Origin of the sequence: Variovorax sp. 38R (assembly GCF_014843395.1) — a bacterium.
Taxonomy (GTDB): domain Bacteria; phylum Pseudomonadota; class Gammaproteobacteria; order Burkholderiales; family Burkholderiaceae_C; genus Variovorax; species Variovorax paradoxus_H.
Genome location: NZ_CP062121.1, coordinates 1,263,757 through 1,277,484, shown reverse-complemented (window position 1 = coordinate 1,277,484; position 13,728 = coordinate 1,263,757). Strand labels below are relative to the sequence as shown.

Genomic DNA, 13,728 nt, shown 5'->3' with positions numbered 1-13,728 from the left:
GGTGTCTCCAATCGTCATGCGGTGGCAGCTGCTTCGCGCCGGGTGGCGAGCTGCATGATCTTTTCCTGCGAGGCCTCGCGCCCCGTCAGTTCGCCGGTGATGCGGCCTTCGCACATCACCAGCACGCGGTGGCTCACGCGCAATATCTCGGGCAGTTCCGACGAGATGATCACGATGGCCTTGCCCTGCGCGGCCAGCTCGTTGAGCAGGCGATAGATCTCGGCCTTGGCGCCCACGTCGATGCCGCGCGTGGGCTCGTCGAAGAAGAGCACGCTGCAGTCGCGCAGCAGCCACTTGGCGATCACGATCTTCTGCTGGTTGCCGCCCGAGAGCAGCCGCACCTGCTGGCGCACCGAGGGCGTCTTGATGCTGAGCTGCTTCACGTAGTGCTTGCCGGCCGCCTCGATGGCGGCCTGGTCGATGAACACGCCCATCGACACGAACTTCTTCATGCTCGGCAGCGCGATGTTGGTTTCCACGTCCATGCCGGTGGCCAGGCCGAAGTGCTTGCGGTCTTCGGAGAGGTAGCCGATGCCGTGTCGCACGGCGTCTTCGGGCGACCGGATCGACACCTTCTTGCCGTGCACGAAGACCTCGCCCGCATCGATGGGGTCGGCACCGAACACCGCGCGCGCCAGCTCGGTGCGGCCCGCGCCCATGAGGCCGGCAAAGCCCAGGATCTCGCCCTTGCGCAGCACGAAGCTGGCATTGCGCACCATCGCGCCGCGCGTGATGCCGCGTGCTTCGAGCACGATGGCGTTGCCCGCGGTGTCGGGAAAATCGTTCTCCACCTCGGTGAGCTGGCGGCCCACCATCATGGCGATGAGCGAGTCCATCGGCGTGTCGGCCATCGACACGGTGGCGATGTACTGGCCGTCGCGCATCACGGTCACGCGGTCTGCGATGCGCTTGAGCTCGTCCATCTTGTGCGAGATGTAGACGATGGCCACGCCCTGCGACTTCAGCTGTCCGATGATGCGGAACAGGTCGGCCACCTCCTCGTTGTTGAGCGCGGCGGTGGGCTCGTCCATGATGAGCACGCGCGAGTCGAACGAGAGCGCCTTGGCGATCTCGACCATCTGTTGCTTGGCCACCGTGAGTTCGCCGACCGGCGTGTGCGGGTCGAGCCGCAGGTTCATGCGATCGAAGATGCGCTGTGTGTCGACGCGCATCGCCTCCTCGTCGATGAACAGGCCCAGGCGCCCGCGCGGCTCGCGGCCGATGAAGATGTTCTGCGCGGCGCTCAGGTGGTTCATCAGGTTGAGTTCCTGGTGAATGATCCCGATGCCCAGCGCCTGCGCGGCGCGGGGGCTCGCGATGTCCACGGACTGGCCGTCGAACAGCACCTCGCCCGAATCCTTGGTGTAGACGCCGGCGAGCACCTTCATGAGCGTGGACTTGCCCGCGCCGTTCTCGCCCATGAGCGCATGCACCTCGCCGGGCTGCAGCTCGAACTGCGCCTTGTCGAGGGCACGCACACCGGCAAAGGATTTGCACAGGTCGCGGAGGGAGACGATGGGTTGCATGGGGGCGCGTTCAGTTCGTCGGGAGGCCATAGAAGCGTTGCGCGGTGCCGCGCCAGAGGTGGGCCTGTTCGCCGGCCGACAGGCTGCCGATGCAGGCCTCGCTGACCGCGATCCAGCCCGCGTAGTCGCCGGTCAGGGTGAGCACCGGCCAGTCGCTGCCCCACATGAGGCGCGCGGGGCCGAAGCTCTCGAGCAGGTGCTCCCACACGGGGCGCACGGCCTGCACCGCGGCATCGACGTCGTGGTGCACCGCCCGCGGCGCCTCGCCCCAGAGGCCGGAGAACTTGCAGCAGACCTGCGGCAATGCGGCAAGCATGGTCATGTGTCGGCGCCAGGTGGCGAAGGCCTCGCTGTCGTGCGCGCCCACTGGTGGCTTCGCGGCGTGGTCGATCACCACGGAAAGCTGCGGCCAGTCTTGGAGAAAGCGCAGCAGCGACGGCAGGTGCCGGGGCATCACCAGCGCATCGAAGCACAGGCCCCGGCGCACGAGCGCCTGGAGGGCATCGGGGCGCGGCATGCGGGCGATCCAGTTGTCGTCGGGCAGGTCTTGCAGCATCGGCCGCACGCCCTTGAACTTCGGATGCCGCGCCATGCGCTCGATCGAGGCCACGGCGTCGGGGCTGGCGAGGTCGACCCAGCCGACCACGCCACCGATCACGTCGTGCGCGGTGGCCAGCTCGAGCATGAAGTCGGTTTCGGCTTCCGCGTCGGCGGCCTGCACGAGCACGGTCTGCTGCACGCCATGCGCTTGCAGCAGCGGTGCGAGGTGTTCAGGAAGAAAGTCGCGCACCAGCGGCGCCAGCGCGGGCACGTCGGCGCGCAGCCACGTGTAGTCGCCGCGCGCGGGCCGCCAGAAATGCTGATGCGAGTCGATGCGTGGGGTCATGCGGGGAGGCACCATCCGTCGCGTCAGATCGTCACGCCGCCATCGACGAGCACCACCTGACCCGTGACGAAGCGCGACTCGTCGCTGAGCAGGTAGACCACCTGCGGCGCGATGTCGTCGGCCACCGCGAGGCGGCCCATGGGCTGGCGCGCAATGAAGTCGCGCTCGGCCTGCGCCGGATCGGGGGCGGCGGCAATGCGTTCGCGCAGCGAAGGCGTGTCCACGGTGCCGGGGCACAGCGCATTGCAGCGCAGCCCCTGCTTGACGTGGTCGGCCGCCAGCGCCTTCGTCATGCCGATCACCGCGGCCTTGGAGGCGCCATATGCGAAGCGGTTCGGGAAGCCCTTCACCGACGACGCCATCGACGCCATGTTGACGATCGAAGCGCCGCTGCCTTCACGCGCCGCCTTGTCGAGCATGCCCGGCAGGAAGGCACGCACCATGCGGTACATGCTCTTCACGTTGAGGTCGAAGCTGAAGTCCCACGCGGCCTCGTCGCATTCGAGCACGCTGCCGTGGTGCACGTAGCCCGCGCAGTTGAAGAGGCCGTCGAGCGGCGGCAACTCGGCAGCGAGTGCGGCAATGGCGTCCGCACTGCGCACGTCGAGCACCGCGGTGCGGATGCCGGGCGATGCATGCCCGAGCTTCTCAAGCAGCGCGGCGTTGATGTCGGTCGCGATCACCTGCGCGCCTTCGCGTGCGCAGGCCAGCGCGGTGGCCAGGCCGATGCCCTGCGCCGCCGCGGTGATGAGGATCGTCTTGTTCTGCAGTCGTGTCGAAGTCATTCGAAATGTTCAATGGTTCGCGTGGCGGGCCAGGCTTAGAACGTATGGCTGATGCCGAAGTACGTGCCCGACTGCTTGCCGCCCATGGGCGGGTTGTTGTTGGTGGCTTCCACCGAGAAGTTGGCGTTGGCGCTGTTGTAGACCTTGCCCACCGATGCGTAAAGCAGCGTGCGCTTCGAGAGCACGTAGTTCGCGCCCAGCATGTACAGGTTGGCGCTGCCGGCGTTGCGGTTCTGCTCGACGCGGAACATCGAGCCGATGAGCGTGAGCCAGGGCGTGAGCTTGTAGTTGGCGCCGACCCAGTAGTGGTTGGCCTTGCTCGGTGCGTTGAGCGGCGCGTCGGGTGCCGACAGGCGCTGGTAGCCGACGAACATCTTCAGGTCTTCAAAGAGCGTGGCGGTGCCGCCGAGCGTGAGTTCCTTCGACGTGTTGAACAGCTCGGTGTACTTGCCGTTCTTGTCGCGCGCCACGTCGTAGATGGCGCGCACCTCGAACGAAGGCGCGGTGTACGACAGCGAGATGCCATCCTTGCGCAGCTTGGTGAAACCGTCGAGCTGCTCGCCCAGGCCGGTCTGCACAGTGGCGCTGAAGCCGCCCCAGTTGGGCGTCGTGTACTCGATGCCGTTGTCGTTGCCCTGCCAGCTGCGCCCGCGCACCAGCGTGGCGGTGCCGATGAACTGCTGGCCCGTGGGGTCGAGGTACCAGACGTCGTTGGCGATCGACAGATTCTTGCCGAGCACGAGCTTGCCCCAGTAGTCTTCCAGGCCCACGTACGAGCGCCGGTTGACCAAGAGGTCTGCGCCGTTGGGCTTGGCCGCGGGCAGGTCGAAGCCGCCTTCGAGCACGAAGAACGCGCGCATGCCGCCGCCCAGGTCTTCGCTGCCCTTCACGCCCAGCAGGCTGGTACCCCACTGGTTGCCCGCATGGCGCCACAAGTGGCCGCGGCCCTTGCCGTCGGGGTTAGCGATGTTGTTCTGGTAATCGGCGCCCGCCACGGCCCGGCCGTAGAGGGTGACGCTGCTCTGGGCCTGCGCGCCCGCTGCAGCAATGCAGAGGCAGAAGGTGGCCGTGGCAGCCTGGAAACCGTACTTCATCTTTCTTCCTTGTCTCTTGTGTTGTTGTCGATGCGAAGGGCGGCCGATCCGGGCCGTGCGGCTGGGGAAACGGGGCGGCCTACGTGGGCACGACGGTGGTGTCGACGCCGTTCACGCGCACGACGATCGGGTTCTTGTTCGGCGCGCGGTCGGCCGTGATGGCGTACGCGCTCACCTGCCCGTTGGCCCAGGTGCAGTCGACGCGGTAGCCGCCGCGTGCGCGCAGCCCGCTGAAGGAGCCGCTGGCGCGCCAGTGCACGGGCAGCGCCGGCAGCAGCACGATCTTTCCCTCGTGGCTGTGCAGCAGCAGCTCCGCGATGGCGCCCGAGATGCCGAAGTTGCCATCGAGCTGGAACGGCGGGTGGTCGCAGAACAGGTTGTCGAGCGTGTTGAACGCGAGCAGGCCCTTGAGCATTTCGCCGGCGCGGGCGCCGTCGCCCAGGCGGCCGAACAGCGCGCAGCGCCAGGGCCAGGTCCACGAGCGGCGGCTGTCGCCCACCACGTCGGAGGCGACGAAGGCGTGCGCCGTGCTTTCGTTGCAGCGCGCCTTGAGCGAGACCAGCGCGGCATCGGCAAAGGCTGGCGTGGCGGTGCGCGTGATCTGGCGGCCCGGGTACACGGCGAACAGGTGCGAGGTGTGGCGGTGCCGGTCGCCCGCGTCGTCCCTGTCGGTCTGCCACTCCTGCAGCTGGCCCCAGCTGCCGATCTTGTTGGGCGCGAGCGCGGCCTGCCGGGCCTGCACGTCGGCCGCATAGGCGGTGTCCTGCCCGAGCCGGGCCGCGGCGTCGCGGTAGTTCTGGAACAGGTCCCAGATGATCTGCTGGTCGTACATCACGCCGTCTTCGACCGGTCCGTGCTCCGGCGACCAGCCGTTGGGCGACACGTACAGGCCGTCGGTCCGGCGCTTGAGGCGGGCCATCCAGAACTGCACGACCTCCTTGATGAGCGGGTAGGCCACGTCGCGCAGGTAAGGCACGTCTTGCGTGAACGCGAAGTGCTCCCACAGGTGCTGCGCATACCAGGCGCTGGAGACGACGTTCCAGTCCCATGCGGAGCTGCCGAAAATGTTCTGGCTGGTGCGGGCGGTCCACCCCGGCGTGCTGGCGCCGAACGCGGCGCGCGTCGCGATGCGCAGCGGCGCCGCCTGTGCCTGCACGTAGGCCACCAGCGCCTGGTGCGAGTCGCCGAGATCGGTGGTCTCGGCGCCCCAGTAGTTCATCTGGACGTTGATGTTGTTGTGATAGTCGCTGGCCCACGCGGGGTCGTTGCTGTCGTTCCACAGCCCCTGCAGGTTGGCCGGCAGGCCGCCCGGACGCGACGAACTGGCGAGCAGGTAGCGGCTGTAGTCGAACATGACCTGCTCGAGCCCCGCATCGGCCATGGCGGTCTTGAACGACTTCAGCCGCAGGTTGATCGGCAGCGCGCGCAGCGACGACGCGGCCTCGGCGCCCCAGGTCGCCTGAACGCGCACCATGCGCGCCGCGAAATCGTCCGCGTGCCGGGCCACCAGCGTCTCCAGGCTGCGGGCCGCGGCGGCGGCCACGCGCTGGCGGATGGCGGGCATCGGGTCACTGCCGGTGCGCCAGCCGGCGTCGTACGACGGCGCGTAGTCGGTGCCCGCATCGAGCACCAGCAGCAGGCCGTTGCAGTTGGCGAAGCGCAGTTCGTTGCCGACGCTCGACAGCGTGCCGCCGGTAGGGATAGCGCGCAGCACCGCGCCGCTGCGCAGCCCGTTGCCCAGCGTTGATGTGAGTTCCAGCGAACTGCCCGTGGGCGCGGTGATGCTGCCCGCCGACTGCCCGCTCGTGAGCGCGATGCGCCCCGAGAGGCCGCCCGCCTGCGTGGCCTCGTAGAAGCACACCACCACGTCGTCGATGCGCGACGCGAAGGCCAGGCGCGCCTGGCGCTGGCCCTGGCGCCGGAAGCCGACGCCGTGCACGCCGCGGCGCAGGTCGAGGCTGCGCTCGTAGTTGGCGAGCACGTCGAGGCCGTCGCTGGTGTAGCCCGGCCCGCGCAGCACGATGTTGGCCACCTGGAAGTGCGACACGGCCACGTCGCGCGCAAACACGAAGCGGAAGTAGCGGAAGGCCGTGCCGTTGCTGAACGAGAAGTCGCGCACCTGGTTGCGCTGCGCGAAGGGCCCGCCGAGGTTGCGCGTGTCGAGCGTGGTCCAGCCGATACCGTCGGCGGAGCCCTGCAGTTGCCAGCTCTGCGGATCGCGCGCCGGCACGTCGCCGGCGCTCGTGAGCGCGCAGGCGTTGACGACCACCGGCGTGCGGTTGTCCAGCAGCCAGACGACCTCGGCATCGCGCGTCTCGACGCACCACTTGGTGTCGACCCGGCCGTCGACGGAGCGCGAGATGTCTTCGTTGGCCGACACGTTGTCTTCGCCGCCATGGCCGCTCGGCGACGACAGGCAGGGCTGCACCGACGGACTGGCGAAGACCACGCCGTCGAGCGCAATTTCCGAGAGCTGGAAATGCGGCGTGGCCGTGTCGTGCGTGAACGCCAGCCGGTAGCGGCTGTACGACGCGCTGTTGGCAAAGCTGAAGCTCTTGGTCTGCAGGCGCGACTCGAAGGAACCGGGCAGGCTCACGGTGTCGAGCAGCACCCAGGTCGTGCCGTCGTTGGAGCCCGAGAGCGTCCACTGGCGCGGATCGCGCGCGGGCACGTCGTTGGCGCTCGTGATCGTGTAGCGCGACACCACGGCCGGCGCCGCCAGCGTCGCCTGCCACTCGATGCGGCTGCTGACCGGCGTCACGCACCACTTGGTGGCCGAGGTGCCGTCGACCGATTTTTCGACCTCTTCCCCGCTGCTGCCCAGATGGCCGGTGGGGCTGCTCACGCGGTTGCCGCTGTCGAATTCGACCAGCAGCTCGCCGAACTTCTTGTAGGTGCCAAAGGCCTGGTCGGACAGGTCGTAATTGCCGCTGTCGAAGTTGTTGCCGCCGGTCCACAGGCTGTTCTCGTTGAACTGGAGGCGGTCGGACGACACGCCCGCATAGAGCATGGCGCCGAGCCGCCCGTTGCCCAGCGGCAGGGCTTCCAGCCAGGTCGACGCGGGGGCCGCGTACCACATGCGCCGGCCACCGCTGGTGGCCACGTCGGGCACCGCGGTCTTGGCGGCGGCAGGCGCCGGTGCGGGCGGCTGCGCGCCGGCCACCGAGGGAAACGCCGAGCCCGTACCGTCGCTGGCGCCACCGCAGGCGGACAGCAGGGGCAAGGTGGCGAAGGCGCCCAGCGCGCCGAACAGCGTGCGGCGGCGGATGTCGATCGCGGGCGATGCCTCGCCGGCGATGGACACGGTCTCCCCGGTGGATTTCAAGCGCATGTGTACCCTTTCTGGATGGCAGGACCTCGATGCAGGCAGGTGCCATCTGGTCAAGCCAATTCGCTTAAAACCATCTGGTCGGGCCAATTTGAGCAGCACTTGGAATTGGCCTTACCAGAACAAACCCTATGACAGCCTTTGTTTTCATAGGCCACGCTTCCCTCTGGAATGCCGCTGGCTTAGGATGCTTAAATTGGCCTGACCAAGCCCCCTCGCCTCTTTTTTCCGCCGGAGCCGCATGCTTCTTTCCGCCAAGTCCCCGCCCGCCCGCCGGCTCTACCAGCAGGTCGCCGACCGCATCCGCGCCTTCATCCGCGATGGCCGGTTGAGCGCGGGCACGCGCCTGCCGCCCGAGCGCGAGCTGGCGCTGCAACTGGGCGTGTCGCGCCCTTCCCTGCGCGAGGCGCTGATCGCGCTGGAAATTGATGGCACGGTGGAAATCCGCATGGGCTCGGGCGTGTACGTCTGCTCGCCGCAGGCCATGCTGGAGGGCGAGACGCCCGCGCTGGGCGAGAGCCCGTCAGAGCTGATGCAGGTGCGCTCGATGCTCGAGAGCTCGGCCGCCACGCTGGCCGCGGCCCGGGTCGGCCGCCAGCAGCTGGAGCGCGTGAAGGAGTGCCTGGAAGCGATGCGCCAGGACGGCCTGAGCGGACGCACCATGGTCGAGAACGACCGCCGCTTTCACCTCGCGATTGCCGAGATGACGGGCAACTCGATCCTGATCCGGCTCATCGGCGATCTGTTCGACGACCGGCACAGCCCGATCTCGTCGCGCATGAGCGAACGCACCGAAAACCCGCAGGCCTGGAAGGCCGCGTTCGTGGAGCACGAGGCGATTTATCTCGCGCTGGTGGCGCGCGATCCGCAGGTGGCAGCCGCGGCCATGCTGCACCATCTGCAGGCGTCGCACGCACGGTGGAGCGGAGAGTCCGTCGCACCGGGCGGCTGACGCCGGATTGCAAGGTCAGTCGGCGTAGACGCCCGCCGCCTTGATGATCGGGCTCCACTTCGCAATCTCCGCCGCCACGAACTTCTTGTGGCCTTCGGGTTCGATGCGCCCGTCAGTGGCGACCACGGCGCCCAGCGCTTCCTCGCGCTTGATGAAGTCGGCGTCTTTCAGTGCCTGCTTCAGCGCATCGCTGATCTTCTTGAGCACCGGCGCGGGCGTGCCCTTGGGCGCGTACAGGCCGTGCCAGATCGTCACCTGGAAGTTCTTCAGGCCGGCCTCGTCGAGCGTGGGCAGGTCTTTCAAGAGCGGGGTGGTCAGGCGCTTGGGCGTGGTCACGGCATAGGCCTTGACCTTCTTGGCCTCGATCTGCGGCGAGGTGTTGGTGCTCTGATCGCACAGCAGGTCGATCTGGCCGCCGATGAGGTCGGTGATGGCCGGTGCCGTGCCCTTGTAGGGCACGGGCGTCATCTCGGTCTTCATGGCGCTCTGGTAGAGCAAACCGCACAGGTGCGAGGCCGAGCCGATGCCCGCGTTGCCCAGGTTGATCTTGCCCTTGTTGGCAGCAATCCAGGCCGTCAGTTCCTTGTAGTTGGTGGCCGGCAGGCTGGGCTTGGCGATGAGCGTCATGGGCACGTCGTTGACGATGCCCAGGTACTCGAAGTCGGTCTCGACCTTGAACGGCACGTTGCGCACCAGCGTCGGCACGGTCGCCATCGCGATGTGGTTGAGCAGCAGCGTGTAGCCGTCGGGGTTGGCGCGCGCCACCTTGGCCGCGCCGATGGAGCTGCCCGCGCCGGGCACGTTGTCGATGATGACGCTGGCGCCGCCCAGCGGCTTGCGCAGCGCCTCGGCGAGGTCGCGCGCCACGCGGTCGGTCGGGCCGCCGGCCGCGAAGGGCACGACGATGGTCACGGGCTTGCCCGCGGGAAAGTCTTGCGCGTGGGCGCACACGGCAAGAGTCACCGCCGCGAGGGCGAACAGTTTTTTCATCAGAGTCTCCGTCAAGGTCAAAAGGAAAATTCAGGGCGCGCGCGAAGGCACGCGGCTTTCGAGCGTCGGGGGTTGCCACTCGGGCTGGATGTGGCAGCCGTTCTTGCCGTCGGTGTCGTAGCGCGGCTTGAGCGATGCGCAGCGTTGCGCGAGGCTCTGGGGCGTGGGCTTCTCGCCGGTGTCGATCCAGTCGAGCAGCGCGCCGAAGAGCGCGGGGTATTCCGAATCGCTGAGGTAGCTGTGCTCGCGCTCGGCGCTGAAGCTCTGCACCAGATGCCCGCCGGTGCCGGCCGCGTCGCGGATGCGGCGGTAGGCGTTCTCGAGTTCGACGAACGCGGTGGGGTCGTCGATGGCATGCAGGCCGACGGTGGGCAGTGACGTGCGGCCCGTGGGCTGGCTGTCGGCCGCGAGCGCGCCTTGCGCCTGCGGGTCGGCTGCGTAGCGCAGCACGCCCGCGTTGAGCGCTGCATCGTCGGTCGAGCCGCTGTAGACCACGCCGATGTTGCCGAAGGGGTTGCGGCCGTTCAGACGCTGCTGCACGAGGTCCTGGAACAGCCACGTCGCCCAGTTGAGATGGCCGACCAGCGAGCGCTCGGGGATCTTCACGACCGACAGGATGGTCTTCAGCCGCGCCGCCTGTTCGGGCGTGCGCTGCGCGGCCGGCGTGCCGACGCCGGTGCAGTCCTTGACGCGCGCGGCGAGATCGGCGCGTGTGAGCTTCGCGTCCATCGGCAGGCCCATCCACAGCGGGTACTGCGGCTCGTCGGGCTTCGGGTGGTTGCGGCAGACGTACTGGTAGACCACGCGCAGGTCCAGCCGGAAGTCGTAGGCGCTGTTGCCGCCACCGAGCACGCCGCTGGTGAGCAGCAGGCCGTCGTAGGGCGACTTCGCATCGCCCACCGGCGCATAGAGTTCGGCCGCCTTCGCCGCCACGCCCGCGCCGTAGCTCTGCCCGTGCAGCAGCGTGCGCTTGGGCGTGCCGAAGTGGCGCACGACGATCTGGCGCAGCCGCTCGGTGTCTTCGGCCGCCATCGTCACGCCGTAGCCGCCGCGCCGGTAGGTGGAGCCGGCCCAGGCGTAGCCGGCCTTCACGGTGATGGCCCAGCGCTTCAGGTCTTCCTCGCTGCGCGCGAGCTTGGGCGCGCCCGTCTCGGGCCCGCCGTGCGCATGCATCACGAGCACGCCGCGCTGCCAGTCTTTGGGGATGGCGATCCAGTAGAACGCGCCCGTGCCGTCTTCACCGGTGTAGCAGCGTGCGGTCTCCGGCACGGGCGACGGGCAGGCCGTGGACTTGGGCGCAGTGGCGGGCGCCGCGTGCGCGGACAGCAGCGGCGCCGCCCCCAGCAAAGCGAAGGCGGCAAGTTGCGAGAGGTATTTTTTCAATGGCGTACTCCGAGGTCCAGCGCGGCGTTCGTTCCGTCGGTGGAGACGAACGCCATCACGCCGCTGTTGAAGATGAAATGGCCCGGGCGGCCGGCGCCGGCCTGCACCACGCCGAGCACCGGCGTGTCGTAGCCCAGCGTGGTGGCCGCGCCGCCGAGGTTGAAGGCGGTGCCGACCACGGTGGCTTCGCGACTCTCGCCCTTCACGCTGGCCATGGCATAGCTGCCGTCGGCCGCGCCAGGCATGAGCGTCTGCTGCACCGCCAGCAGGCGCAGGCCCGGCTGGATGACGGTCGCCACGCCGGCGCTGGTGTCGGCCGCCGGCACGGCGGTGGCCACGCGGCGCAGGTACAGCGGCGTGGACACGCCGTTGACCAGCCCGATCACCACCGAGCCGGTGAGCGTGCCGCCCGTGGTCTCGGCGGTGCCGCTCGACGAGGTCGAGGTCGTGTACATGTCGAAGGCGCCGCGCGCCGTGCTGTAGCTGAGGTAGCCCTTCTCGGTGTTCTTGCAGGTCTGGTCGTAGGTCATGAAGCTGTTCGACGCCGGGCTGCGACAGAACTGGAAGGTGCCCGCATTGCGCAGGCGCCCCGCCGACGAGAACGCCGCCGTGGCCCCCGCGCCGAGCTGTTCCACGCCGGCCGCATTGAAGATCAACGACACCGTGCGGAAGTCCGTCGACGGCGACACGTTCTGGAAGGTGTTCTGGAACGCCATCAGCGGCGAGAAGCCGGTGCCGCTCGGCGGATTCACGCCGCCCAGCAGCACGCCGCCGGCGCCGAAGCTGAACACCGCCCCGCTCTCGCCGCTCGTGTAGCTGCAACTGCCCTGCGACACGAGCGAACCACTGCGCTGCGTGCCGACCCGCGTGGGTTCATGGCTCGCATCGATGGTCACGGTGTAGGCCATGGTGGCCGGGTCGATCTGCACCTGCAGTTCCTCGCCGAAGCTGTTGCCGCCTTTGTAGCGCGTTGCGCTCGCCGGCAGGTTCGGACAAGCGAGGGGGTCGCCGACCTCGGTCACGCAGCTGTAGTTGACGGCCGCATCGAGGCTGCCGCTGCCGCGGTACTTGGGCCACGACGGAAACTGGCACAGCGGGCGCGTGCGGCCGTAGCTGCCGGCCACGGCGTCCACCGCCACCGGCGTGGCGGGCGCCAGGCCACCCTCGACCCAGCCTTCGAGCGCCGCGAGCGAGTCCCAGTTGGGAATGAAGCTGCCGGTGCCGTGGCCCATGCCGGGCACGGTGTAGAAGCGCACGCTCTGCGTGACCGCGGCCTGGCCCAGCGTGGCGACGAGCTGCTGGTAGTAGTCGATGGTCGAGTTGGGGCTGATCACCTCGTCGGCCAGGCCGTGCAGCATGAGCAGCTTGCCGCCGCGCGCGAAGAACGGCGCGAGGTTCGGGTCGGTCGCATCGGTGAGCTTCGACACCTCGGTCACGCGCGCGACATACGTGCCCGGGTTCTGCGGATCGAAGGTCAGCGTGTTGAAGTCGGCATCGCGCGTGACGAAGAACTTCACCCACTGGTCACCGGTGACGTACATGTTGGCGTCGGCCGAAGTGGCGGGGTTGCCCGGCACCTTGCGCGTGCCGAGGTCGCGCGTGGTGTACGGGCCCGCCACCAGAGCACCTTCGAGCAGGTTGTAGCCGCCCGCGCGCTTCACGCCGTTGGCGAGTGAATAGCGCGTGAACTCCAGTGGCGACTCGATGGCGTGCACCGTGTCGATCTGCGCGTCCGACAGGCAGGTGTCCGCCGTGTCGGCGCCGTTGGGGCAGCGCAGCGAGGCGAGGATCTGCGTGTTCAGCTGGCGGCAGCTTTCGACGTTGCTCACGAGGTTGTCGAGGGCGCCGTCGAGCTTGTCGCAGGCCTGCATCGCGGCCTTCTGCACCAGCAGCGTCTCGGTGAGGTTGAGCCAGCCTGCCGCTCCGTTGTTGTACAGCGCACGCCCCACCGCCACGTTCAACAGCCGCGTGCCGGTGTAGTTGAGCGCGGGCTCGTTGGCGATCACGCCGTCGTAGTCCTGCGGCCAGCGCTGGATGTAGCCGAGCGCGTCGCGCCCGCCGGTCGAGGTGCCGAGAAAGTAGGCGTGCTTGGGCTTCTCGGCATAGCGCGCGAACACGAGCGCCTGCGCCACGTCGCGCGTCTTCTTGAGCGACTGGCCGCCGTAGTTGGCCAGCTGCTCGTCGTTGGCCGCGAACTTGCCGTCGGTGATGCTGCTCGACTGGTGGCCCGAATCGTCGCCGTAGGTGGCGTAGCCCAGCGCCAGCGGCGCGGGCTTGCCCGCAGGGCCGAAGCGGATGACTTCGGTGCCGTCGATCAGCACGCCGTCGAAGCCGCCGCCGCCGAAGTGGATGGTCTTCTGGTTCCACTGCTCGGGCAGGTTGACCGCGAAGTTGATGAGCTGCGAGGCCGGATCGACCGGCGCGATGGTGCCGCGCACGCGGCAGTAGTCGCCCAGCGTGTTGCCCGCGTCGCCGGCGGCCACGGGCGTGGCGCTGGTGACGGTGGCGCCCTGCGTGGGCAGGCTGATGAGCGCGGCGGGCAGGCTTTTACCGGCGAGGTCGGCGCAGGCCACGACGGGCACCACGGGCGGGGGCGCCGTGCCGGGCGGGTCCTCGGCGGGCGGGGTGTTGCCGCTGGCAGGCGGCGGGGTCGGCAGGAAGAAGCCGGGCCCCCCTCCTCCACCTCCGCTGCCGCCACCACAGGCGGCCAGGACCAACGAGGCGCCGATCAGCGCAACGACGACACGAAACTTCGAGGCAGGGCGCGGTGTGCGCATGGATTTG

At 68.7% G+C, this 13,728-nt stretch carries 9 protein-coding genes; 1 reads left to right on the top strand and 8 read right to left on the bottom strand.

The genetic code is table 11. The features are described 5' to 3' along the window. Nucleotides 1–14: 14 nt before the first annotated feature. From IG196_RS05675 to IG196_RS05655, 5 genes are all read right to left on the bottom strand, one after another. Nucleotides 15–1,526 (bottom strand): sugar ABC transporter ATP-binding protein, encoded by a 1,512-nt coding sequence (locus IG196_RS05675; protein ID WP_192195361.1) that lies wholly within the window; start codon nt 1,524–1,526, stop codon nt 15–17. A gap of 10 nt (nt 1,527–1,536) precedes the next feature. Beyond that, complete coding sequence (locus IG196_RS05670) at nt 1,537–2,412, bottom strand: amidohydrolase family protein (protein ID WP_192195360.1); 876 nt, start codon at nt 2,410–2,412, stop codon at nt 1,537–1,539. A gap of 23 nt (nt 2,413–2,435) precedes the next feature. After that, nucleotides 2,436–3,197 carry an SDR family oxidoreductase gene (locus IG196_RS05665; RefSeq protein ID WP_192195359.1) on the bottom strand — a complete coding sequence of 254 codons (762 nt, stop codon included), beginning with the start codon at nt 3,195–3,197 and terminating at the stop codon, nt 2,436–2,438. 35 nt (nt 3,198–3,232) lie between these two features. After that, on the bottom strand, nt 3,233–4,291 hold the full coding sequence (locus IG196_RS05660) for a porin (protein WP_192195358.1): 1,059 nt from the start codon (nt 4,289–4,291) through the stop codon (nt 3,233–3,235). 79 nt (nt 4,292–4,370) lie between these two features. After that, nucleotides 4,371–7,622, bottom strand: coding sequence for a glycosyl hydrolase family 95 catalytic domain-containing protein (locus IG196_RS05655; protein ID WP_192195357.1), 3,252 nt, complete (start codon nt 7,620–7,622; stop codon nt 4,371–4,373). Between the two features lie 238 nt (nt 7,623–7,860). On the opposite strand from IG196_RS05655, the gene IG196_RS05650 reads away from it, so the two are divergent. Then, nucleotides 7,861–8,571: a FadR/GntR family transcriptional regulator gene (locus IG196_RS05650; protein ID WP_101493215.1), complete on the top strand. Its 711-nt coding sequence runs from the start codon at nt 7,861–7,863 to the stop codon at nt 8,569–8,571. 15 nt (nt 8,572–8,586) lie between these two features. On the opposite strand, the gene IG196_RS05645 is transcribed toward IG196_RS05650, so the two are convergent. From IG196_RS05645 to IG196_RS05635, 3 genes are read right to left on the bottom strand one after another with little or no spacing between them, the layout of a single operon-like run. Continuing rightward, nucleotides 8,587–9,561: a tripartite tricarboxylate transporter substrate-binding protein gene (locus tag IG196_RS05645; protein ID WP_192195356.1), complete on the bottom strand. Its 975-nt coding sequence runs from the start codon at nt 9,559–9,561 to the stop codon at nt 8,587–8,589. Between the two features lie 30 nt (nt 9,562–9,591). Continuing rightward, on the bottom strand, nt 9,592–10,944 hold the full coding sequence (locus IG196_RS05640) for an alpha/beta hydrolase family protein (RefSeq protein WP_192195355.1): 1,353 nt from the start codon (nt 10,942–10,944) through the stop codon (nt 9,592–9,594). Further along, the gene (locus IG196_RS05635) at nt 10,941–13,721 is read right to left on the bottom strand and encodes a tannase/feruloyl esterase family alpha/beta hydrolase (protein WP_192195354.1); all 2,781 of its coding nucleotides are present in this window, start codon (nt 13,719–13,721) and stop codon (nt 10,941–10,943) included. Before IG196_RS05635 ends, IG196_RS05640 begins: the two co-directional genes overlap by 4 nt. Nucleotides 13,722–13,728 lie beyond the last annotated feature (7 nt).

Bases quoted from the DNA above. Each gene is read 5' to 3' on its own strand.
- IG196_RS05675 (WP_192195361.1), bottom strand. From the start codon at position 1,526: ATGCAACCCATCGTCTCCCTCCGCGACCTGTGCAAATCCTTTGCCGGT.
- IG196_RS05670 (WP_192195360.1), bottom strand. From the start codon at position 2,412: ATGACCCCACGCATCGACTCGCATCAGCATTTCTGGCGGCCCGCGCGC.
- IG196_RS05665 (WP_192195359.1), bottom strand. From the start codon at position 3,197: ATGACTTCGACACGACTGCAGAACAAGACGATCCTCATCACCGCGGCG.
- IG196_RS05660 (WP_192195358.1), bottom strand. From the start codon at position 4,291: ATGAAGTACGGTTTCCAGGCTGCCACGGCCACCTTCTGCCTCTGCATT.
- IG196_RS05655 (WP_192195357.1), bottom strand. From the start codon at position 7,622: ATGCGCTTGAAATCCACCGGGGAGACCGTGTCCATCGCCGGCGAGGCA.
- IG196_RS05650 (WP_101493215.1), top strand. From the start codon at position 7,861: ATGCTTCTTTCCGCCAAGTCCCCGCCCGCCCGCCGGCTCTACCAGCAG.
- IG196_RS05645 (WP_192195356.1), bottom strand. From the start codon at position 9,561: ATGAAAAAACTGTTCGCCCTCGCGGCGGTGACTCTTGCCGTGTGCGCC.
- IG196_RS05635 (WP_192195354.1), bottom strand. From the start codon at position 13,721: ATGCGCACACCGCGCCCTGCCTCGAAGTTTCGTGTCGTCGTTGCGCTG.